Source organism: Pseudoalteromonas luteoviolacea (genome assembly GCF_021654285.1).
GTDB lineage: Bacteria > Pseudomonadota > Gammaproteobacteria > Enterobacterales > Alteromonadaceae > Pseudoalteromonas > Pseudoalteromonas luteoviolacea_J.
Genome location: NZ_JAKFZS010000006.1, coordinates 154,058 through 176,525, shown reverse-complemented (window position 1 = coordinate 176,525; position 22,468 = coordinate 154,058). Strand labels below are relative to the sequence as shown.

22 protein-coding genes are annotated in these 22,468 nt (G+C 39.1%); 10 read left to right on the top strand and 12 right to left on the bottom strand.

From position 1 onward, the window contains the following. Positions 1-13: 13 nt before the first annotated feature. Positions 14-1,675, bottom strand: a complete 1,662-nt coding sequence (locus L1077_RS07325) for a hypothetical protein (RefSeq protein WP_237136234.1) — start codon at positions 1,673-1,675, stop codon at positions 14-16. A 452-nt stretch (positions 1,676-2,127) separates the two neighbouring features. On the opposite strand from L1077_RS07325, the gene L1077_RS07320 reads away from it, so the two are divergent. After that, a complete protein-coding gene (locus L1077_RS07320) occupies positions 2,128-3,708 on the top strand; it encodes a pentapeptide repeat-containing protein (protein ID WP_237136233.1) in 1,581 nt (526 codons plus the stop codon). A gap of 277 nt (positions 3,709-3,985) precedes the next feature. After that, on the top strand, positions 3,986-4,426 hold the full coding sequence (locus L1077_RS07315) for a nuclear transport factor 2 family protein (protein ID WP_237136232.1): 441 nt from the start codon (positions 3,986-3,988) through the stop codon (positions 4,424-4,426). Positions 4,427-4,493: 67 nt separating this feature from the next. Here the strand turns inward: L1077_RS07315 and L1077_RS07310 are convergent, their stop codons facing one another. After that, positions 4,494-4,643 (bottom strand): hypothetical protein, encoded by a 150-nt coding sequence (locus tag L1077_RS07310; RefSeq protein ID WP_237136231.1) that lies wholly within the window; start codon positions 4,641-4,643, stop codon positions 4,494-4,496. 577 nt (positions 4,644-5,220) lie between these two features. On the opposite strand from L1077_RS07310, the gene L1077_RS07305 reads away from it, so the two are divergent. Beyond that, the gene (locus tag L1077_RS07305) at positions 5,221-6,954 is read left to right on the top strand and encodes a hypothetical protein (RefSeq protein ID WP_237136230.1); all 1,734 of its coding nucleotides are present in this window, start codon (positions 5,221-5,223) and stop codon (positions 6,952-6,954) included. Between the two features lie 73 nt (positions 6,955-7,027). Here L1077_RS07305 and L1077_RS07300 read toward each other — a convergent pair whose 3' ends face one another. Further along, positions 7,028-7,867, bottom strand: coding sequence for an SPFH domain-containing protein (locus tag L1077_RS07300; RefSeq protein ID WP_237136229.1), 840 nt, complete (start codon positions 7,865-7,867; stop codon positions 7,028-7,030). Between the two features lie 194 nt (positions 7,868-8,061). On the opposite strand from L1077_RS07300, the gene L1077_RS07295 reads away from it, so the two are divergent. From L1077_RS07295 to L1077_RS07275, 5 genes are all read left to right on the top strand, one after another. Further along, positions 8,062-8,538 carry a GNAT family N-acetyltransferase gene (locus L1077_RS07295; protein WP_237136228.1) on the top strand — a complete coding sequence of 159 codons (477 nt, stop codon included), beginning with the start codon at positions 8,062-8,064 and terminating at the stop codon, positions 8,536-8,538. Between the two features lie 324 nt (positions 8,539-8,862). Then, positions 8,863-9,327: a BufA2 family periplasmic bufferin-type metallophore gene (gene bufA2 / locus L1077_RS07290; RefSeq protein ID WP_237136227.1), complete on the top strand. Its 465-nt coding sequence runs from the start codon at positions 8,863-8,865 to the stop codon at positions 9,325-9,327. 59 nt (positions 9,328-9,386) lie between these two features. Beyond that, the gene (gene bufB, locus L1077_RS07285) at positions 9,387-10,232 is read left to right on the top strand and encodes an MNIO family bufferin maturase (protein WP_237136226.1); all 846 of its coding nucleotides are present in this window, start codon (positions 9,387-9,389) and stop codon (positions 10,230-10,232) included. Continuing rightward, positions 10,219-11,007 (top strand): HvfC/BufC N-terminal domain-containing protein, encoded by a 789-nt coding sequence (locus L1077_RS07280; protein ID WP_237136225.1) that lies wholly within the window; start codon positions 10,219-10,221, stop codon positions 11,005-11,007. The genes bufB and L1077_RS07280 overlap by 14 nt, the downstream gene beginning before the upstream one ends. An 11-nt stretch (positions 11,008-11,018) precedes the next feature. Then, the gene (locus L1077_RS07275) at positions 11,019-11,444 is read left to right on the top strand and encodes a hypothetical protein (RefSeq protein WP_237136224.1); all 426 of its coding nucleotides are present in this window, start codon (positions 11,019-11,021) and stop codon (positions 11,442-11,444) included. A 53-nt stretch (positions 11,445-11,497) separates the two neighbouring features. Here L1077_RS07275 and L1077_RS07270 read toward each other — a convergent pair whose 3' ends face one another. Together L1077_RS07270 and L1077_RS07265 are read right to left on the bottom strand one after the other, a co-directional pair. Beyond that, complete coding sequence (locus tag L1077_RS07270) at positions 11,498-11,869, bottom strand: hypothetical protein (protein WP_237136223.1); 372 nt, start codon at positions 11,867-11,869, stop codon at positions 11,498-11,500. Then, positions 11,866-14,421, bottom strand: a complete 2,556-nt coding sequence (locus L1077_RS07265) for a reprolysin-like metallopeptidase (RefSeq protein WP_237136222.1) — start codon at positions 14,419-14,421, stop codon at positions 11,866-11,868. The genes L1077_RS07270 and L1077_RS07265 overlap by 4 nt, the downstream gene beginning before the upstream one ends. 291 nt (positions 14,422-14,712) lie before the next feature. Here L1077_RS07265 and L1077_RS07260 point away from each other — a divergent pair, with 291 nt between their 5' ends. Beyond that, positions 14,713-14,904, top strand: coding sequence for a hypothetical protein (locus L1077_RS07260; RefSeq protein WP_237136221.1), 192 nt, complete (start codon positions 14,713-14,715; stop codon positions 14,902-14,904). Between the two features lie 27 nt (positions 14,905-14,931). Here the strand turns inward: L1077_RS07260 and L1077_RS07255 are convergent, their stop codons facing one another. The 7 genes from L1077_RS07255 to L1077_RS07225 form a co-directional block, all read right to left on the bottom strand. After that, positions 14,932-15,669 (bottom strand): substrate-binding periplasmic protein, encoded by a 738-nt coding sequence (locus L1077_RS07255; protein WP_237136220.1) that lies wholly within the window; start codon positions 15,667-15,669, stop codon positions 14,932-14,934. Positions 15,670-15,844: 175 nt separating this feature from the next. Beyond that, complete coding sequence (locus L1077_RS07250) at positions 15,845-16,300, bottom strand: nuclear transport factor 2 family protein (RefSeq protein WP_237136219.1); 456 nt, start codon at positions 16,298-16,300, stop codon at positions 15,845-15,847. 71 nt (positions 16,301-16,371) lie between these two features. Continuing rightward, the gene (locus L1077_RS07245) at positions 16,372-17,112 is read right to left on the bottom strand and encodes a ferredoxin--NADP reductase (RefSeq protein WP_237136218.1); all 741 of its coding nucleotides are present in this window, start codon (positions 17,110-17,112) and stop codon (positions 16,372-16,374) included. A 54-nt stretch (positions 17,113-17,166) separates the two neighbouring features. Continuing rightward, entirely contained in the window at positions 17,167-18,186 is a 1,020-nt protein-coding gene (locus tag L1077_RS07240) for a hypothetical protein (RefSeq protein WP_237136217.1), read from the bottom strand. Between the two features lie 93 nt (positions 18,187-18,279). Continuing rightward, a complete protein-coding gene (locus tag L1077_RS07235) occupies positions 18,280-19,305 on the bottom strand; it encodes a hypothetical protein (RefSeq protein ID WP_237136216.1) in 1,026 nt (341 codons plus the stop codon). Between the two features lie 288 nt (positions 19,306-19,593). Continuing rightward, a complete protein-coding gene (deoD, locus tag L1077_RS07230; protein ID WP_237136215.1) occupies positions 19,594-20,295 on the bottom strand; it encodes a purine-nucleoside phosphorylase in 702 nt (233 codons plus the stop codon). Between the two features lie 17 nt (positions 20,296-20,312). Beyond that, entirely contained in the window at positions 20,313-21,527 is a 1,215-nt protein-coding gene (locus tag L1077_RS07225) for a phosphopentomutase (protein ID WP_237136214.1), read from the bottom strand. A gap of 310 nt (positions 21,528-21,837) precedes the next feature. On the opposite strand from L1077_RS07225, the gene udk reads away from it, so the two are divergent. After that, positions 21,838-22,467 carry a uridine kinase gene (gene udk, locus L1077_RS07220; RefSeq protein ID WP_039610702.1) on the top strand — a complete coding sequence of 210 codons (630 nt, stop codon included), beginning with the start codon at positions 21,838-21,840 and terminating at the stop codon, positions 22,465-22,467. The last annotated feature ends 1 nt before the right edge of the window (position 22,468 follow it).

Here is a 22,468-nt window from a genome sequence, read left to right as displayed (position 1 = left end):
CCAAAGCAAGAGACTACAAATTTTTACTTTGTGTTTGGATCTGTTCTAGATTATCAATAAATTCTTTCTTCATACTAAGAAACTTATCAAGTACTCTCTTTTTTTGCAGTCTATTCTCTTTGATATTCTTTTTATGCTTCACTCGCCAATAAACACTGCTTAATACAAACAATATAAATGGCACAGAAGCCAATTCGCCATCATTGATGTCCAATGCAAAGAAAGTCGCTATCAGCATCAATAAACCAAGGAACCACCATACACCAACACACGAATTCCCTTCAAAGCGTGAAAGACTGTTTCCATGATATACAATATCTTGAGTCATATTATAGGCATACTCCCTAAATACGAAGGTTTCACCATTTAATGTAGCAACCGACTGACCAAAAGAAAGCCAATCTCCCTCATTAAGACTTCCGAGCATATCTAAATCAAAATAATAGGTATAGATACTGCCGTCATTGCACTCTATATTAACAGGGCCATGCATTTCTGATTTTCTCAAGGTTTGATAAACATTCGAGTATTGCGTAAGCCCATGCTTATCCTCCGTTGAGTTTGTACCTGTATGAACTTTCTTATTGGTAACAGTGTTTGACACTTCTTTACTCACAACTTTACCCAGTAAGAAACACAGTTTTACATCTCCAACCTGATTTGAACGCAACACATTTTTGTGAGTGTACTGCTCAGAGTAGTTCATTGAGTATTGTTGCATTAAGCTACTTTTAAGCTCACTCACGCTTAGAGACGTTTTATCACTTTTATCTAATGACTCTGAAGTCTCTACTGTTGACTTGAAACCACAATTAAAGCAATAAGGTGTGCCTTCAGGTACTCTTGTATGACAGCCGCCACATATTAAATCAGTATCCGATACAGACCTCACAGCAAAATCATAGCCTAACTGGTCAGCAGAAATTGATGCCACTTGACTGATGAACGTATTTAAAGCCTTAAACTTTTCTAGCTTTGTTTGATATGTTTTCTTCTCGTTATTGCATCGATACGCCAACCTTGCCGCAGCAGCCAATGTAACCAATGATGCGCCCCAAGCCAACAATGTTGAAATACCAAGAATAGAAATTAAAGTCACGCAAATAAAAGCCCATGCACCTAGTGTTTCGGCTATTTGAAATGAGCCACGAATAGGTTTCTCGATATCTTTCATCATATACTGATGACACCCTTCTCCAGTATGACGGGGCCGACCATGAAATATAAAACATGGTGGTGTATCATTATTGGTAATCATCGAGTTTGCTGGAATATTATCCTTTGGTGCATTCAACTGATACCAATATGGGCTCACTAATGAAAATACATCACCTTTTTTAATCGTATGAATACCCTTTGTCTCTGCTGAGATTGAAAATGTATAGATATCACCCTCTTTATTTTTAAGCTCAATCCACCAGTAAGAATAAGTTTTATTTTGACTATTCGCATAAGACTTACTCTCTTCATCAGAAACAATTTTACGTTGATATAACTGCGTCGCAATTACTTCACCTGTAAATACGATTGAACTATCATAATACTGCTCTAGTAATTCTTTTTGTTCAGGTAATATATCAAAAAGTGTTAAATATTTATTTTCATTGCTAACTTTTTCGCCACATCGGCTGCAAAAGTTATCGCCCACAAAAACTGTTGAATTACAATGTTCCATGTACCCTCTTAGTACTATATAGGTCATTTCAACTTAACCAAAAACTCAAAAACACCATAAACTAAACGCAGGCAATTAAAAAATTAACAGCAAACAAAAAATTAAATAATGAATTAAAAAGCAGATTACAGTTAATAAAAACCAACAAAAAAACAAAGAACAAATTAAATTATCTTTGATAAAAATTGTCAATTAAAATCATTTTTTCAACCAAAAACCCATCTATAAAACAAAATAATTCACACAAAAAAACCAAGAAAAACAAAAAAGCAACCTTCCATTATAAAAATACAAACCTCTAAAGGTTATTAAATAAAAGCAGCAGAATTTATAAATTAAAACCTCAAATGAAACCACAGTGTAAACACAGTAAAAAACAGCCATTTTTAGTTTTAAAAAAAGATCAAACCAGTATTATATAATCAGTAAAGTCTTACTAAACATGAAGAGAAATGGAAATTAATAAAGCAGACAAGCACACGACTCACACAGAGGAACACCATGTTTTAAGCGGAGATAAAGCATTAAAATTATGGCTCAAAGGTAAAAACGCCTGGAATGCATGGATGTATGCCAACCCTAATACAGATGTCAGCTTTGAAGATGTTCAATTTTGTCTAGATAATTTAGCCACTCAATATCCACAATACTTTCAAGAACAAATCCCTTTAAATGGGCTAGAGCTCAAAACAGAGAAAGTTATTTGCTTTGACGGCTTTGTCTTTAATGGCCAAGTTAACTTTTATCACGCAAAATTTAAAAACCCTGTCAGTTTCAATAATGCTGTTTTTAAAGGTGATGTGGATTTTGTCAAAGCCGTATTTTTAAAAGACGCTCACTTTTCTGAAGTAAAGTTTGAACAAAAAGCTTACTTTTCAGAAGCATGTTTTAAGACCAATGTCACATTTCTAAACACGACATTTAGTAATTCAGCAGTTTTTGACTCAGCATCCTTTTGTTCAAATACTGACACAGCCTATCATGCGAACTTTGAGCACGCTTTGTTTTGTGAAAATAGCACATTCTCCAACGCACATTTTTTCGGTAAAACAAGCTTCTCACACTCACTATTCGATGATCGTGTACATTTTCACGAAAGCTGCTTTAGTGAGAGCGCCATATTTTCAAATACAACATTCAAGGACAACGCCTTTTTTACTAGCTCAGTATTCAAAAAATCTATTCAATTTAATAGCGCAAACTTCTGTAAAAAAATTGAATTTGAAAACATACAGTTTGATGATGCCCTGGACTTTAAAAATGCAAAATTTGCATGTCGGTTTTTCTTCAAACCAAAAGGAGTACCTAAGCAAGGTGGTCTAGATTTTAGAAATGCAAAGTTTCATTATGGCGCATCGTTACAAGGCAAATTTAAATTTGTGCCAGACCTAAGAGAGATTAATGAGGATGAGCTAATTGACCTCAGCACTCTAATCGTAGAGCCGTCTATTATTTACAACTTTAACAGTGACATCAATAAAGAAAACGCACAACGCTTATCTAAGCTGACAGAATTAGCGCGTAAGTATGGCATACGTTATCAACAAACTGTGCGCTTTAATGCGCAAACACTCAAAATCAAAAAATGGATTGGGTGCAACCCGCTTAAGATATTGGCAATATTATCTTATTCATTCATTAGTAATTATGGCCAAAGTATATTTAGACCATTTTTCTTCTTTGTGCTTTCAGCTGTTATATTCGCACAATATACGCTAAGTGAAGCTAAGCCAGATAAATATGCATTTAATACCAGTTCTGCATTTACATTCTTAGATAAGGATATTGAAAAACGGCTAACATGGTATGATGATATGTCAGATGCACTAAACATATCAATTGCAAATGCACTACCATTTTCCTCATATTTAATGAAGAAAAGTGAAAAAAGCAAAACAGCGCTTTTTAAGGCACCTAAAAGTAAGAATCACACTTTATTCAGTTATATACATAGTTCTTTAACTATCTTCTTTGCATTTTTGATCGCGCTTGCATATAGAAATCGCTATTTCAGACAGAAGAAAATGCGTTAGCTGTAAGTTTTTATTCCAAGGTGAGTAAAGCAGGCTTTACTCACCTAAAAAATTATAACAATGTTCGCCCCAAACAACTTAATTAATAACCCAATAGAAATATTCCACACACTAAATTACACATCGTATTCAACCTATCTAAAAGCTAAAAAAACATCGCTTAACGCGCCCCTTAACATATCTATAAAAGCAGAGTAAACAGACTGGTTAACAATAAAAAAATTTAGTAGATTAATACAGCAATAACTCGAAATTTAATTTAAAACAAGGAGGATTAATGGCCAGATTATTGTTTATCTTAACAAGTTGTATGTTTCTCACATTCACTGCTCTTAACGCCAGCGCAGCACAATTTAACACACCAAAAAAAGCAGTTGGCACCTATATTACAGGTGTCACTCTAGGCATCGGTAAAAATATTGAAATGGCTTTTCAAAAAACAGCTACCATTCAATACTTTGACGAGCGCGGCCAGTATCAAATCTTTGGCCGTGATCAATTCATGCAACGGATCGATACAGGTAATAAATGGGCTGCTAAAGTTGAAATCACTAATATGATGATCACTGAAAATGTTGCCAATGCCACAGTTGAGTTCACCTGGGGAAAAGAAAAACAGCATGGTTACGTAGATTACATCAATCTCATTTTTGATGGTGAGCAGTGGCAAATTACAAGTAAAGTAGCACAATACATCTCAAGAAAGCCCGAACAATAAAAATCAAAATCCTCTAATTTATAGGCGCTTTTTGCGCCTATTAGAGCGCTCTTTGTTATCTTGGATCTTACTGAAGCTTATCAGTCAAAACAGAAAAGTTATCATCACTCACTTTTAGTAAGAACTCTCTGCCACCCTGACCATAATAACAGCCATGACCTCGCACAAATTTCCCCACAACGGTGTGATGGCCGTGCTTCCCCTTACAAACAAACACATCGAATCCTTCATTTCTACCAATCAAAGCCTCATTTATTATGTCATTTGGTTTAGCACCAGCTTCATATGAACCATGGAGTTAAATACCCTATTGAAAGCCTTAGAGTTTGGTTAATAGCACCTTGTAACAATACACACCTATTTCGCGAAAAATGATAACTGACATAACACACATCATTCACTTCTTTATCGGGTAAATTTGAATGCCTACATACATTAACTTAGTTCTCAATGTAAGATCATAAAGGTACTGTAAAGTAAAAAACCAACATACTTAATTTAAAAACCACCAAAAATCTAGTAATCAAAATATCAATAAAACTTAACCACCCAATTTAAAAACCCCTTTCCATTTAACAAAAACCCTCAACAAATCAACCCCTTAATCAAAAAATTAAAACCTCAAAGCGATAAAGTCCTCCCACAAAATTAAACGACACCTAATTATAAATATACCTGACTAAGACAATTGCATGTTTCAAGCACTCCAAACCAAAGAACAAAACTGTTTGTTCAATTTTGCGTGCTTGGTATCATTACGTTGAATTGGAAGACCCTACAAACATGGAGTAATAATGAAAAAAATTCTTCTCGCACTGGTTACAGGTACTGCTATCGCATCAGGCGGCTACTACATCACACAGAAAAATAGTAATTCAGAACCATTACCTCAATTGGACTATGTGCCTGCAGACACCCTATTTTTATGGTCACAACTGAAAAGCTTTCCTTACCTACAGTATTTTGATCTACTGCCAAAAAGCTATAAAAATGTGCAGCAAATAGAAGACGTGATTGCGACAATGAAAAGTGATGATATGGGTGTAAATCAACATTTTATTCTCAACATCCTTGAGCAATATTCTAAAAGTGCGGAGTCATCCGAGCACATTCAAGGCACTTGGGGTATTAACAATGACCTAAAATTCCTAGCCTATAGCGTTGGTTTACTGCCCGTTTTGCGTGCAGAATTTGGTGATCCAAACATATTCAAGGCCACCATCAAACAAGCAGCTGATGAGGCAGGCTTACAGTACGAAGAGATTCAAATCGAAGGCGCCCCAGTAACTAAGTACTTTATTGATTACGAGGGTGAGCGCATATTTGATTTATTAATTGCAAGCAACGGCAACTGGCTTACAATAACTATTGATACGCCATTTAACCAACCCAATGATGTAAAAGTAGCTTTGGGATTAGCTAAACCACTTCACGCACTCAGCGACAGCGGAAAAATAGAGGGATTTATAAAGGGTCATCAGTTAGATGGCCACAGTCTAGCTTATCTGGATACTCAACTTATTACCGAGATGCTTACGGCTAAAAATCCAGATAGCCAAGCCACTCTAATGCTGGATAAACTGACAAGTTTAGCCGGAGAAGACAACGCATTTGACAGCATCAGAACACCAGAGTGCCAGCAAGACTTCTCTGACATCACTCAAAAATGGCCAGCGATTATTTCCGGTACACAAAAAGTGGACATAACCAGTCAGTTTGCCGACCTTAAAGTGTCGACGGTTATCGCGTCTTCAGATACAAAAATACTCAGTGCCTTGCAAAATATGCGTGGCTTTTTACCTCAGCATACACAAAGCAGTAACGATGCTATGGTCACTTTGGGTTTAGGACTCAATGCTAATCAGCTCTCTTCTTCCGTCAATACAGTATGGGCTGCATTTGCAAGCGCCCAATTTGATTGTGCACCGCTTAACACTCTGCAAGCACAAACAAAAGGCGTTAATCCTGCCCCACTTGCGATGGCTACGGGTATGCTCGGTTCATTCAAAGGTATAAGCGCAACAATCTTTGATATGGATGTCACGACTTTTTACCAACCTGATGAATTTGATACAACAGCTTTGGATGCCTTGGTTACAGTCTCTGCAGATGATGTACAAGCGCTGTTTAATATGGCAAAAAGCTTGGTGCCCGAATTTACATCGTTAACCTTGCCTGGCGATGGCACCGCCATCGAAATAAATGATTACCTACCACAGGGTGTTTCAATATCAACCCCTGTTTATTTAGCATTAAAAGGACAGCATCTGGCTTTATATAAAGGCGATATGGCAGAAAAGGCGGCAAATGATTTAAGTAACCAAGCAGTGACAATCAATGGGTTTGCTAGCTTTGGACTGGACAGTGCTAAAATATTTCCAAAGCTATTTGAAGCAGCAAAACAGTCTGGTGAGCCAATTCCAGATGAATTAAAAGATTTGTTTAATCAAACCGGTAAAATGCACGTTCAATACGATATTGACGACAAAGGCATTGTCTTTGATGTCGATGTCAAGATAACAAAGTAATTGTAAAAATACGGGCTAATACTGGTCAGTATTAGCCCGTATTTCTATCCATACCTTTTTATGAGGCAATTTTTTACTTTAAGCCTTTCACTAGCGGCATACCATTGGTACCAACAGGTATATAAACGGTTGTATGGTTTGGTGATTCAGCCATTTTAAGCTGAGCATTAATCGCCTCGTGCTGCAGGTAATTTTCTGTAAGCGTTGAGTTGATGATCTTTTGTGCCTCAGCAATCCCTTTGGCTTCCTCAATACGAATTTCAGCATCTTTTTTAGCTATTTGCTTTTGCGTTTCTTTTTCAGAAAGCAGCTGCTGTGCTGCAAGTTTTTTCTCAACCGCTTTAGCAACAATGTCTGGGTAATTTATATTACCCACGACAATATTTTTAACCTCAAAAGGAGTTGCATTTAAATACGTTTGTAGTTTAGTGGTCACTTCATTTGCAATATCATCTCGACGTGCTTTTAACTCTCCACTATCAAACTTTTGCACTGCATTACGTACATATGTTCTGAATGTTTCTCTAACAAATCGCTCATACCAATTTTCACCACCATAATTTTCTACCACGGCTTTAACGGTGCCAGATCTAATAGCAACGACAGCATGAAAATCAAAAACAATATTTAAGTCATCATTAGCTAGAATTCTGAATTTTTCAGTGTAGGTATTCGGGCGCATGTCTATGTTGATCACTTCATTGCGTAATACAGACATACCATAGTTACTAGGCCCTTGAAGGGTACCTTGGTAACCGCCAGAACCAAACATTCTAGGCTTTTCATAAACGTACCCTTCATGTCCAGCCGGTGTACTTGGGTTACTACAGGAGCCCAACCCGAATAAGAAAAATACAATAACGGCGACAATACTAAAAATGGTTCCAATCGGAGCTGACTTTTTTGCAAACATAAATATGATTTATTCAAATATAAAAACACATAATACGTTGAGTGATAAAAAAAGACAAAATTAATAAAAAAATTATATTAACTCCAATTTAAAGAAAATATATACCCAATAAATTATTTTTGTAGAAATAATAACCCTTATACTATATGTTTGTTCTGATTCTATACTAAAACAGTAAGCAGTTAGGAACCACCATGACAAATGAGCAACACCATATTCTCTTTAGAGCAGCAACCTCAGAAGACAAAACTGAATTATTAGACCTCGAACAAGCCGTCATCGACGCGGAGCGGCCATATAACAGTCAAATTAAGACAGATGCACATTATTATGATTTAGATAACCTGCTTCAAAGTGAACATGCGAGCGTACAAGTGGCAGAATGCAACAATCAAATCATCGCCACAGGCTATGTACAAATTAGAAAATCAAAGCAATCCCTTGAGCATGACCAGCATGGTTACTTAGGTTTCATGTTTGTCAACCCTGAGTTTCGAGGCCAAGGGGTAAACCAAAAAATCACCCAGCGCTTGATTGATTGGGCTGAATCTAAAGGTATTTATGACTTTTATCTAGATGTGTACAATGACAATCAAGCTGCTATTAATGCATATCAAAAGCTTGGCTTTAAGCCGTCGCTATTAGAGATGAAAGTCAACACTAAAAAGTAACTCCCACACCCGGTGTTCCGCTGTTATTGGTGCACTGGGCTTACATCAGTGTTTACTTCATCTTATCTTAATTTCACTGAGTAATTCTTATTACATGTTTCCTCGCAAAATAATTTTTTCGTCTAAACTGAAATTATTCTGCAGCTCACAAGGTCTTTTCTAGCAAGTCGTCCGGAGCGCATAAAGTTTGCTTTTTTTGTATCGCGCGAATTTGCAAAAAAAGTCAATACATCGAGCGCTGGAGTGGTGCTTTTCCTATACAAAATACAGCCCACTCTGGTTTGCTCTATAAATTTGGCAATACCAAAACACGAGGAAACGACAATGAAAGCATTAACAGGCGCCGCAATGGCAATGATGGTAGCGGGTCTTGTAGGCTGTAACGCAACTGATTCGAGCCAATCAAGCAATGCCAGTGCAGCTGCAAGCTCTAAAGGGGCAACCACAGATTTAGTGCATTGCTATGACGTGAATATTTGCGGTGGGCACAACGATTGTAAAACGGCAAATAATGCGTGTGCTGGCCATGCATCTTGTAAAGGGAGTGGGTTTGTTGGTATGCCAGCAAAAGCATGTGCCGATGTAGGCGGTAAGCAAAAAGACAGCTGGGTAGGCAGTATTGCAAAAGCAGATTTAGTGCACTGCCACGATGTCAATATTTGCGGTGGTCATAATGACTGTAAAACAGCTAATAACGCCTGTGCAGCGCAAGCATCGTGCAAAGGCACTGGCTTTGTGAATATGCCAGCAAAAGCATGTAAAGATATTGGCGGTAAAGTCGGTAGTTAATAACTCTATTTGGAGCCTGTTCCAAACAGGCTCTGAACAATCAATCTTGTGAGAACAGCTTGAACAGCACATCCCCCCCTTATGTTGGTTTCGGACTTGGCTTACGCACTCGTTATTTTGAAGAAATAATAGCGACTAACCCAAAGGTAGACTGGTTTGAAATCATCTCAGAAAATTACTTTGTTGCAGGTGGTAAACCTTGGCACTATTTATCACAAATAAAGGAGCGATACCCCATTGTGATGCACGGTGTATCCATGTCTATTGGCAGTACATCTGATGTCAACTTTGACTATTTAGATAAGCTTAAGCAGACGATTGATCGTGTTCAGCCGCTTTGGATATCCGACCACTTATGTTTTTCTTCTCTAGGCGACTTTAACAGTCATGATTTGCTCCCTATGCCCTATACAGAAGAGTCTCTGACGCATTTGAGTCAACGCTTATCCATTGTACAAGACTATTTAGAGCGTCCACTTATTTTAGAAAATGTATCCAGTTACCTCACCTATCAAGCATCAGAGATGAACGAGTGGACATTTTTAGCTGAGCTGCACAACAGAACAGGTTGCCAATTCTTATTGGACATCAATAATATTTATGTCAGTGCTCGCAATCACCAATTTGACCCTAATGAATTTTTAGACGCTATTCCCTCAGCAGCTATTGCGCAAATACATTTAGCTGGGCACAGCGATTTTGGCAGCCACATCATTGATACACACGATCAACCTGTATGTGATGCCGTATGGGAATTATTCTTGAAGTTTGCAAACAGCCATGCGCCAGTCAATACCATGATAGAAAGAGATGATAATTTCCCTGATTTCAAAGAAATCATGACTGAACTAACACATGCAAGATCTTTGGCCCCAAGCAACTGGAAAAATCATGAATACGCTTGAACAATTACAAAGTGACTTTATAGCGATGCTACAAGGTCACAATACAAGTTTTACAGATCATATCGCACAGCAAACAGGCTTGTCGCCCGAGCAACGCAGCGAAATCTATCAAAATGCGTATCAAATTAGGCTTAAAAAAGTGCTAGAACAAGACCATGAAATGCTTGGCTTGTATTTAGGTGATGAATTATTCGATCAAATGGCTGAGTCGTATTTAGCGCTATTTCCTTCTCAATCATCATCCCTTAGAGAGTATGGTGAACGTCTTCCAGATTTTCTCAGCGCCCATACACCTTTTAAAGAGCACGGTATTTTATCCGAAATAGCCCTATTTGAACGACTATTACTGAGAGCATTCGATGCCGCTGATGGCAAATTATTAGAGCTTGCCCACCTACAATCCATTGAGCAAACAGCTTGGCCTAATATCGTTTTGCAATTACACCATAGTGTGCACATGCTTATTTGCAAATACTCGGCTGTTGAGAGTTGGCAAGCACTGAAAAATAATACATCCCCTCCATCGCCAGAATTAAATAGCACTCAGTACTGGATCATCGCCAGAGCGCGCGACAAACGAACTGGCTTTTACCCTTTGTCTGAATGCCACTTTCAATGCTTGATGAGTATTAAGCAAGGGTTACCGTTTGGCTTTATTTGTGAAGCCGCAGCAAATGTCACTGGCGATCAACAACAAGGTACGCTCGAAGTCATGCAGTTACTGCAGCAAGGAATAGAGCTAGGTTGGTTTTTACAGACCTCTGCAACACAATAATAGGCACTGATATGAAAATGAGACAAAGGCTTCAGCTCTACCAAATCAGTGTCATCTTTAGCATGCTATTTGCTTTAATCGGCTTCAGTTATAACACTTGGCGATTAGAAGTGTCTGAGCATAATAGTAATGTTCGCCTTGCCTGTTTTGAAATACTCAAAGAACTTGCTGCATTAGAACAGCTCATTTATATCGCGCATTATGATAAAGATATCAATACGGCGAGCCCTCGAAAAGGCTGGATAAGAGTAGGCCTTATCACAGACTTTAGTTATTTAGCCAACCAAGACGTACAGTCAAGTTCGAGCGCGCTACGCCAAACTTGGTCTGAGCATTGGGAGTCAGTGCCTGACGATAACCAGTCCGTTTTACTCATAGTTGAGGATATTGACCAAGTGAGAGTCAGCATCAAAAAGCTACTAACCTCACTGAATTAAAAACAGATTAAATAAGTAGCTCGTGTTTGGTCTGTCTACTCTTATTCAACTCGCTAAGCTTTAGCGTTCTCCTTACACCTAGCATATATTTTTAAATTATAGCGCTTAGCAAATTCATACTGTTTTAGACGTTGCAGTTTATCCTGCTCAGATTTAATTACATCGCCAGTACTAGGTAAATACTTAAGGCCACACGATACTTTAAGCTCATCAAAGTCAAACTGCTCAAGTCCAGGGAAAACAGGACGACGCCCCGTTGTTGCATAAAGCCTAAAGTCTTTATCTTCAACAGCGCGAGCAATGGCATCAGACACATCTTTTTGTAATGTCATGTCTGTGGTTGACTCATTCTGATGCTCACCATACCCATCTGCACATCCAGCCAATAACCAAGCCGATAACATCAAACCAATGTACGTTTTCAAATTGATCTCCTTTGCCTAGCTCTAGTAAGCGTTAGTAGCAACATCAGCCAACTGAGGTAGTACATCTGCCCTGAAGATCCACCGTCATCGTTACTTGGTGCCGCTGCCACAGTTATCGTCACCTGTGCCGTAGCCTCAACACCTGCTGCGTCTCTAACAACATATGACAACTGTTCAGAACCCAAAAAGTCTGTGGCAGGTGTATAGGAAAGTTGATTGTTGGATACAATAACACTACCTGTACCTTGATAATTAACAGTGCCAATCACTAAATTATCGCCATCAACATCTGTATCATTAGCCAATACATTCAAAAGGTTATTTTGTGTGTTAACAGTCACTGAAAATGAGTCATCTTGGCCGGAGGGTGCATCATTAACAGCCGTCACACTAATACTGGCGTTAAAGGCATCGCTTGTAAGATCGCCACGAACAGCGGTAACAGGCACGGTGAGCGCACCATTAAAATTGGCAGTGGGTGTAACTGTTAAACCACTCACAGTATAGTTATCGCCATTTCCAACTGTGATGGACTCTGCATTAAATCCCCCCTCATACTTAAAGTTACTGATCTCCAAAGTAATACTGGTATCTTCCGCAACAGTTAAACTTTCTTGCTCAGTAATGTTGGGCGCTATCGGTTCAGAGCTGCCCTGTATTTGCAAATTGCCATTGTTCACTGCAAAAAATATATTATCGGTACATTTGATTTTTAATTTGCCATCAGCAGAGCTCACGAGCCCACCTAGGGTAACTTCATGCTCCCCATCATTTGCAACATTATCACCAATCACTGTTGGGAAGGTTTCACCACCATCAAGTGATAATAAAATATCAACAGTTCCACACGATATCGGTGCATTTTCAGTACCTGCAGTTTCCCAACGCACTGTTTGTGTACCAAGCATCCAAAGAGTGCCACTGGTTGGATCTTGCACGGCAAAGCCTTGCTGATTGCCAACAACTGTTACAGTCATTGCATCGTCGGCAATATTGCCTGAACCATCTCGCACCAATAATTTAAAGTTTAAGCTGCGACTGGTCGTAGGCAATACTTCTCCATAACTGACTTGCCCTGATAATACATCTGCCATTTTAGGAAATGTTCTTTCCCCCTCTGACACCGGGTTAAAGACCCTAAATAGCGGTCCAGAGCCCATATCAGTTGCATCCTCCTGAGCACTATTGGTTGCGCCTCCTAAATCGCTCTGCTGCCAACTATACACTAATGAATCACCATCCGCGTCAGTTGCACTGCCGCTTAAGGTAAAAGGCGTTCTTGCGGGAATCGTGAAATTTTCGCCAGCCTCAACAACTGGTGCTTGATTAGTTTTCGCAGTTCTTATTCCACATGAGCTGCCATCTGCTTGTCGAGTATATGCAGCCATCTGTTCTAGTGAATACACATGAAAGTATGGATCAGAGTTTGCCTGAAGGTTCTGTGTGTCACAAATGCCTGTATAACCCATGATGGTTGAGCCACTACCAGGCTCAAATGCGGCATCATTAACGCGATTACCATCACATGCACCAACCAGCCCATTAAAAGTATGATCTGCTCCCAATTGATGCCCTAATTCATGGGCAACATAATCAATAGAAAACGCATCATTGATAGGCTGAGGGTTGCCTGTCACCCCTTCGGATTTTGCACTTGTGCATGCAACACCAAATCCAGCAAGCCCGCCTGCCCCAGTTCCAACCAAGTGCCCTATGTCGTAACTGTCAGTGCTGGTCACACTGGCAATTGCATCTGCAATTTTGTCAATGTCAGTATCGTCATTGGCAAAAGGATCTGTTGCTGGGTCTAAAAAAATTAAATCATCATTATTTGAGACAAGCTCAAAAGACGTTGATAAATCTCGCATATAAACCTGATTAACACGATTTACAAGAGTCACTAACGCAGCCATTACGCTTGTTTTTGTCCCTCCATGAAACTGTGCATATTCCCCCGTAGTGACAATGGCCAATCGATATTTAAGATCTTCATTTATACCAAACCTAAGTTTAAGCGTATCACTCTCTCGTGCTTTTTTAGCACTATGCTCATGACGTTTAATCGGTTCATGCAATACATAATCAGACTTCGTATTGTTATTAACTATTGCGTGTTTATTATATACTCTATATAACGCTCTTTTTTGTCGAATTTGTCTATCAATAGGCTCAATAAATACTCGGCTTCCTGCTAGCTCATATACGCCATAGAAACCAGAAGGAGAATAATCAAAGGTTCCCTTCACCGCAGGGTTATCAACTTGGACGCCAATATACGTCTTAATATCCGGGTACTTACTTGCTAACTCTTTAGGCATCACCGAGTATGGACTCAAGCGAAACTCAAGTAGGTCACCTTTCGGTGACGGCAAGTATATTTTAACTTCACCATTGTCAGCAAAACGTTGACTCATTATCGTTGTGTCTAAATAAAGCGTATTTAAACCACTACGATTTTGCCTACCTTCAAGCTCTGACCACAAATCTGTTTCACTTTTTACATCAAAAGATCCTAGCAGTACCATGAAAGAAATTACTAAATATTTCACCATAAGTCTTTCCAACTGTGTGCACTTCATATTACAGCATAGTAAGAGATAAACTGATTGCTGGCTAATAAACTATTTTTTTATTTCAAATATTGTTGAAAAAAACAACTAAAGATTTTAATTTGTGAGATATCACCCACAAAACCTGTAGGCGAAACATGTAAATGCTTGTAATCATAACTAAAAACTCATCAGACCTCTTGAAATCATTGAATAATGACTCTAAAGTGACGTTGAGAAATTTGCAAAGGGAAAGGCATGATTTTTTTAATTCGCTTTATAACGTGTATAGCAATGACAACGCTATCATTTATCTATCTTATTGAAATGGAATTTATCAAGACAAGTGTGCTCGCGATACTAGCAATTGTTGTAAATCCAAGTACCAAACATACTTCTCTTGAATACGACAATGGTAAACGACTATTCGATAAATATCTTGTAGATAAGCCCAAAAGAAATCGTAACACTTTAAAGCCTTGGTAAGAATGCGCTAAAACACTTCTCTCTGTATTAAGGGCCAAGATAGCGACTATTATGCTCAGCTAATGCCCTTCTTACTTTATCAATTAGCTGCTTATTTGTATTTAGATTAAACGCCATACATGCGCGTCTATCAGAATTATTCCGTACCTCTAGCACAGGCACAACAACATCATAGTTAACACCAATAGACTTCAATGTTGCATGCATGGTGTACTCTGTTGTCAGCAAGAAATCTATTCTTCCTGCTAATAGCTTTCTCTGAGATGCGCTTGGATCTGCGGTGATATCTAGGTTTGTGCCCGCTTCAAATCCTTGCTCGGTTAAAAATTCATGTACCACACTGCCACGAACAATCGAAATGACATATTTTTTCGCATCCTCTAGCGAATTCACTTGAATATCAGTTCTACTCTTTAATCTGAACAAGTACTGTCTTACAGGCCGCATTAAAGGGCATGCCCATTCAAACTGACTTTCACGGTCACGGCTTCTATAGATAGAGTAAATCATTGTGTTGGGTCGTGTTTTTGTCAGCTTCATTGAACGAGCCCAGGGGTATAGCTTAATATCGTATTCAATACCCGCAAGGTCTAACACTTCACGCACTTTTTTTGTCGCGCGCCCTACAATTTCCCCCTGTTGGTTTGCATAATTGTATGGCACCCACTCTTCAGTAACCACCTGAAGCTTAGGTATGTCAGCAAAAGCATCGTTTTGGATACAAAAAAACAAAAGCACTAGTAATAGTGCCAACCTGTCAATCACGACTCCTCCAAATAATTACCGATGCAACAATGACAATTGTTACACAATCTTTTCGTTACGCTTTATTAGAAGGATAGTCGTTATGATGTGATGAGAAAAATAAAATGAGTAAATACATGCAAAGCAACAATAGTTTGTCGCTTTGCCATACGAAGATAGCTCTATACTGAGGTGATTACCTAAAGAATACGACCTTTTGAATTTTGCCATCTTCAATCTGATAACTTGTCACAAACTCAGAGCGTTTATCAATCACACCGTCCTTTTTTGTGCATATTTCTGACGTTTCATGATCTATAACGATATTGCCGTTCGTGATCCTTTTGATAGACGTTGATTTCATACAATGCATCTTCTCAAACATTAACCCATAGCGCTTAATAAGTGGCTTCTTACCTTTGAACATCAAAGTTTGAGGGTACATATAAAACTCAACATCCTCCGCATACAAGGCCAAAAACTGGCGAATATTTTGATTGTTATATGCACGGATCAGCTTATCAATAACAGCCTCTGCTGCTTTTTCTTGTTCTGTTTTTTGTAAATTATATTCGCTGGCCTTATCTTCAAATGCAGGATTCGCAGAAACGACCGAACATATACACAAAGCGAATAGAAAAAAATACCTCATACTTCCCCCTTTTTGGTACGGGCAAGTAGAGTATAACAATTTTATTATATGTAATACAGCCTAGGTTCAGCCTACCAGTATTGCTCAATCGTGATATGTCCTGTCTCTACTCTACGGTGCTTTTTAAAACCAAGCTGTTGTAACAGTAAAGTCGTATCTTTCACCATTTCGGGGTTGCCACATAACATAAAATGACTATCTTTGGGCATTGCAGACAGGTTACAAAAGCTCAAAAGCTCTCCATTTTTAATAATATCTGTCACTCTGCCATTTAATCCTACATCTGACTTTTCACGACTTACCAGAGGGATATATGTAAATTGTTTAAACAACTTTTCAGTTGCCCGAATTTGATCTTGATAACAAAGATCTGTGTTCAAACGTACACCATGGACAAGGACAACTCGCTTAAACTGTTTCCAAAGCTTTCCATCGCTAACAATAGATAAAAATGGGCCAATTGCAGTACCCGTAGATAACATCCATAACGTATCGGCTTGAGGCACTTCATCGATAGTAAAATATCCAGAAGGCTTACTATAAACCCAGACGTCGTCTCCCTCATTCAGTTGAGCTAATTTAGCAGACAGCGCACCATCTTCAACCTCTATTAGATAAAACTCAAGCAAGGGATCAGAAGGCGAATTTACAAATGAATAAGCACGTGCCACTCGCTTATCACCGATATCCAGTGCTAATTTCGTGAATTGACCTGCTGTAAAGTCTTGTATATCAGCCGCAACTTTTAGGCTGAATAAGCTCGGCGTCCACCAATTTACTTCTACAACTTTTCCTATTACCCAATTTGTCATATCTGCACCACTATAAATGCATATACTAAAACAATGGCATAGTTTAAAAGCTTGTCAAAGTTCCTGACACCAAGGTTTAGCTAAATCAACACGCAACGACGTCAGGATTAAGTGCCGTCGCGACTTTTCAGGCATCAAAAACTCTGCATTTAACGACTTGAGTAGCTTTTGCACAGGCCCTTCATAACCTTCTTTGACTAATCGAGAAAGGTGTTTTTTTGTATACCGCAAAGTATGATCAGCAACTCGATTTGATTTCACACTTTCATGCATAAGATCAAGCCACTGTAGATACAACTGATCGCTCTGTGGTAGATATGCCTCAAAAGTCGGTGTTAGTTTTTTACGATACTTTTCAAAAAGTTCTGAACGCCTTGCGATTAAAGCAGCACCTAATAAATTAACCGTTACTCTCGAGGCATTGCGCTGATGCTTGTCTTTTAAATAATGTTGCCTCGCTGCAATAAAATAACTTATAGCCGCTTTTGGTTTATCTAAAACGACTGCAGTATTGCCTTTAACGACTAGCAACCCCGCTCTTCGTCGACCACTGAGAACAGCCTCATCAATACTTTGAAGAATTTGAAAACTGATCGCAGGCTGGTTGTTCATCCGATAAGCAATGGAAAGGTTCACCTTCGCGGTCATCTTCTCCATGCTGTTGTATGCATGCTTAAGTGCACATTTATACGTTGTAATTGCGTCATCAAACTGGCGATTCAATCGATAGGCAACGCCAATGACATTAATGATAGTAAATTGATAACCTGAACTATGTGGAGTCAGCCTTTCATCAGACAGCAGTGAAACAAGCTCTTCAACTAACTTAATATTGCCTGTATTACTGGCAGCAGCCAATACGCTACTATAAATGGAGACCGTCTGAGCAGAGCTTTGTACAAGCAATTTTTGAGCATTTTGTTCATAATAACTCACGGCCTTTGCTGGGTAGTTAAGCGCAAGGTATTTGACCCGTTCAGACTCAGTTGCAAAGTCTAGATCCTGTTTTTCACTGGCAGAAACACTGCTTTGACAAAATAAAAACAGTAAAAGCAGGGAAATAAAATACTTCATTTAGGTTATCATATCAATTTGTTGAATTAACAATAGTACATCAATGTGCTTTTATAAACAGTATTCACTTTAAGAACCGGGCTTGAACAAACTTCAAATCGCTGGACACCAAGAAGCGATTAACCCAGCATTTAGTCTTCGTTCGACATTATTTGGTTGTACTTTTGACTGCCCGATATACTCTGCACTGAAAGAACTAAAAAGCTGATTAACAACTGGCTCGTAGCCACCTGCAATCAATTTAGGTAAAAGCAATTTTGTGTTGTTGATGGCAAGCTTAGACAGCTTTTTCTGCCGCACAGATTTATACATCAAATCTAACCATGCTAAATATGCTTGCTCATTCTCTGTCAAATAGCTTTGTGATTCAGGCTGCAATGATTTACGAAACTCATCAAATAGCGTTAGCCGTCTATCAACTAATGCGGCTCCGAGTAAATTCACAGTCACTCTGTTCGCATTGCGATGATGCTCTCCTTTTAAATAGTGATTTCTGGCTGCCTTATAATCTGTTATCGCTGCCTTAACCTTTTTTAAAGCCATTGCTGTATTTCCTCTTACAACAAACAAGCTCGCAAGCCTTCTACCACTTAATATCGCCTCATCAACACTTTGTAAAATTTGATAGCTAAAGGCTGGTTGTCCAGCCATGCGATAAGCAATCGCTAAGTTCATTTTAGCAATCATTTTTTCCAGGTTGTTTCGTGAATACTCTAGCGCACATTGATACGCCTGAACCGACTCAGCATATTGAAAATTCATACCATACGATACACCGATGACATTAATGATTGAAAAATCATAAGGCGGCCTAAATTGAGCAAGTCGATTCTGTGTAACTTCCTCAACTATTTGCTCTATAAGTGTTATATCGCGAATATTACTCGCTGCCACCAGTATACTTGTGTAAATAGATACAGTTTGCTCGTTGTTTGTTTCTGATAGACGTGGGGCGTTTTGTTTGTAAAACTGGATTGCTTTCTCTGGGTAATTCAAAGATAAATACTTAACTTTGTCATCTTCTGTGGCGAAGTTTTCCTTTAAATTTTCAACCGCTTTTACGTGCAATGTGAGCAGCAGTGCCAATAATAAAAACCCAATATTACTCATGTACTTCATTATTACCGACCGAATAATTACCTGATTTAACCATAGACTATTTAAGCAAATTAAGTAATTCCTACATGCACCTGGCATAGTGTCAGAATGAAGAAAGTAGAGAGGGATCTTCCCCTAAGTAAGGAAAAAAATGCTAAGGCTAGTTAGAACAAGTTTAAAGATAAAAAAAAGCCGCACTAGGTGCGGCTTTTTGGGTGTGATTCGCTTTGTTTTAGGCGTGTCTCCAAAACTCTGCGATTACGTTACCAAGGAACTGTTCTAGCAGCGCAAAGCGTGCGCTACTTTAAATTAAATTGATTCTAGAGCAATCTTAACCATTTCGTTGAACGTACTTTGACGCTCTTCTGGTGGCGTTGCTTCGCCGGTAATGACGTGGTCACTTACAGTGAATAAAGCCATTGCTTTTGCACCATATTCAGCAGCAACACCGTAAAGGCCAGCTGTTTCCATATCAACAGCCAAAACGCCTAATTTGTCTAGCTCCGGGTAAAAGCTGCTGTCAGCCTGATAAAAAGTATCTGTTGTATAAACGTTACCTACTTTCGCCTCAATGCCTAAGCGACGTGCTGCATTAACACCATTTTCAAGAAGACCATAGTCGGCGATAGCAGCAAAATCAAAGCCACGCACACGAGCGCGGTTTACATTAGAGTCTGTGCTTGCACCTTGTGCAAAGATCACATCACGGATTTTTGTATCCTGATTAATACCGCCACAAGTACCGATACGAATTAAGTTTTTAACACCAAAGCTTACAATAAGCTCACGTGCGTAAATTGACATCGATGGGATACCCATACCAGAACCCATGATGCTCACTGGTTTACCATTATATGTACCAGTAAATCCAAACATGTTGCGAACGTCTGTCACTTGGCGAGCATCTTCTAAGAAGTTCTCAGCAATATACTTAGCACGTAGTGGATCACCTGGCATTAATACCGTTTCAGCAAAATCACCTGGGTTTGCATTAATATGCGGAGTACTCATAACATGTTTCCTTTAACTTAAGCTGTAACCAACTTGTCGGCAAAGCCGTCACCATATTCTAATTCTTCTAGGTTAAACCACTGGGCAAGTGTTTGACCTATATCTGCGAAGCTGTTTCTTTCACCTAATGGAGTATTGTTCATCCCATTTCGGTATGCCAATACTGGCACGTATTCTCTTGTGTGATCGGTACCCGGTGCTGTAGGGTCGCAACCGTGATCCGCCGTGATGAATAGCACATCATCATCTTTTAACTTACCTAAAATTGTCGGTAAGTAGGCGTCAAACTCGGCCAACGCTTCGGCATACCCGACTGCGTTGCGACGATGACCAAACTTTTCATCAAAATCTACTAAATTAGTGAAGATCAGGCTGTTATCAGGCGCTGAGTCAATCACTTCACTGGTTTTGTTCAATAAATTCATCAAACCAGGTGCTTTGTGTTTTTGTGTGATCCCTTGGTGTGCATAAATGTCTGCAATTTTACCAATACTGATCACTTCCCCCCCGCTATTAGCCAACTTGTCTAAAACAGTTGGTGCCGGTGGTAAAACAGAATAATCTCTACGATTACCTGTACGAATAAAGTCGGCACTCGAAGTGCCTATAAACGGCCGCGCAATCACTCGTCCTATGTTCATTTCATCAAGCAGTGCCCGTGCGATTTCACATACTTGATAAAGCTTTTCAAGGCCAAATGATTGCTCATGAGCGGCTATTTGAAATACGCTATCAACTGAGGTGTAACAAATAGGCATGCCAGTTTTGACGTGCTCTTCACCCAGTTGCTCTAGAATCACTGTGCCCGAACCGTAACAATTCCCTAAAATGCCTGGGAGATCCGCTCTTTTACACAGCTCATCAATAAACTCTTGCGGGAAACAAGGTTGTGTATTTGGAAAGTAGCCCCAGTCAAATAAAACTGGTACACCTGCCATTTCCCAGTGACCAGACGGCGTGTCTTTACCACTAGAAAGCTCTTTGGCATAACCCCAGGCTGCTACCGGCTCAATACGCTCAGCAACTTCACATGTTTTTCCACCTGCGGCTTCACATGCATCTACTAAGCCTAATTTTGTTAAATTAGGGATAGATAGTGCAGAACCTTTTTCCTCTTTATATGCTTGCAAAAGATGAGCGAGCGTGTTGGCACCTACATCACCAAATTTTTCAGCATCTGGTGCTGCACCAACGCCGAGGCTATCTGCCATTAAAATAATTGCTCTTGCCATATATCACCTCTCATCTTTTGTCTGGGCCGTATTTTGTTTTTATAAAGCATCTTTGCTCCCAGAGGTCGTTACTTTATTGATAGCTAAATATATCGTACAGGACATTAGTCCGCTGTCACAAAACCATAATATATCTTCTTAGTCCCCATTTTAAATAAATAAAAAATCTGGTTATACCAGCGGACATAAGTCCTGTTTTGAATGGGGCAAAACATTTAAATTTGCTCATTAAGCGAGGCAAAAGAGATTAATCGTGTCTTTTTTGCTATTGTGATCTTCCAACGTCAACAATAGCTGGGTGTGAACTTTAGTGACACGAACAATTATAGCCATAGCTGGCGCTTCTGCGTCTGGTAAGTCTCTTTTTAGTCAAACAATATATAACGAATTAGTAAATGAACTTGAATCAGGCGCTATCGCCGTTATAGAAGAAGACGCTTACTATAAAGATCAATCGCATTTGCCATTTGAGCATAGAACTCAAACAAATTATGACCATCCGGATGCGTTTGAGCATGCGTTGATGAAAGAGCATCTTGAACAATTACGTCAAGGTAAATCAGTACAAGTACCTACTTATGATTATGCTCAACACACGCGCAGTAGTGAGACACGCACAGTAAATCCGGCAAAAATATTAATTGTCGAAGGGATTTTACTGTTAAGCGACCCAGCATTAATAGAAGAATTTGATATAAAGGTATTTATTGATACCCCGCTTGATATTTGCTTATTACGCCGTATGCAGCGTGATATCGAGCACAGAGGCAGAAGTATTTCTTCTGTTGTTGAGCAGTATCAAGCAACGGTTAGACCGATGTTTTATCAGTTTATCGAACCATCGAAGCACAATGCCGACTTGGTCGTGACCCGTGGCGGTATGAATCGCGTTGCGATTGATATTATTAAAAGTAAAATAAAATATTTGCTGCAAGAATAAA

Coding starts and splice junctions, on each gene's coding strand:
- L1077_RS07225 (WP_237136214.1), bottom strand. CDS start 21,527: ATGGCAAGAGCAATTATTTTAATGGCAGATAGCCTCGGCGTTGGTGCA.
- L1077_RS07305 (WP_237136230.1), top strand. CDS start 5,221: ATGAAAAAAATTCTTCTCGCACTGGTTACAGGTACTGCTATCGCATCA.
- L1077_RS07235 (WP_237136216.1), bottom strand. CDS start 19,305: ATGAAGTACATGAGTAATATTGGGTTTTTATTATTGGCACTGCTGCTC.
- L1077_RS07240 (WP_237136217.1), bottom strand. CDS start 18,186: ATGAAGTATTTTATTTCCCTGCTTTTACTGTTTTTATTTTGTCAAAGC.
- L1077_RS07275 (WP_237136224.1), top strand. CDS start 11,019: ATGAAAATGAGACAAAGGCTTCAGCTCTACCAAATCAGTGTCATCTTT.
- L1077_RS07245 (WP_237136218.1), bottom strand. CDS start 17,112: ATGACAAATTGGGTAATAGGAAAAGTTGTAGAAGTAAATTGGTGGACG.
- deoD (WP_237136215.1), bottom strand. CDS start 20,295: ATGAGTACTCCGCATATTAATGCAAACCCAGGTGATTTTGCTGAAACG.
- L1077_RS07265 (WP_237136222.1), bottom strand. CDS start 14,421: ATGGTGAAATATTTAGTAATTTCTTTCATGGTACTGCTAGGATCTTTT.
- L1077_RS07320 (WP_237136233.1), top strand. CDS start 2,128: ATGGAAATTAATAAAGCAGACAAGCACACGACTCACACAGAGGAACAC.
- L1077_RS07300 (WP_237136229.1), bottom strand. CDS start 7,867: ATGTTTGCAAAAAAGTCAGCTCCGATTGGAACCATTTTTAGTATTGTC.
- L1077_RS07250 (WP_237136219.1), bottom strand. CDS start 16,300: ATGAGGTATTTTTTTCTATTCGCTTTGTGTATATGTTCGGTCGTTTCT.
- L1077_RS07325 (WP_237136234.1), bottom strand. CDS start 1,675: ATGGAACATTGTAATTCAACAGTTTTTGTGGGCGATAACTTTTGCAGC.
- L1077_RS07260 (WP_237136221.1), top strand. CDS start 14,713: ATGACAACGCTATCATTTATCTATCTTATTGAAATGGAATTTATCAAG.
- bufA2 (WP_237136227.1), top strand. CDS start 8,863: ATGAAAGCATTAACAGGCGCCGCAATGGCAATGATGGTAGCGGGTCTT.
- L1077_RS07280 (WP_237136225.1), top strand. CDS start 10,219: ATGAATACGCTTGAACAATTACAAAGTGACTTTATAGCGATGCTACAA.
- L1077_RS07295 (WP_237136228.1), top strand. CDS start 8,062: ATGACAAATGAGCAACACCATATTCTCTTTAGAGCAGCAACCTCAGAA.
- L1077_RS07315 (WP_237136232.1), top strand. CDS start 3,986: ATGGCCAGATTATTGTTTATCTTAACAAGTTGTATGTTTCTCACATTC.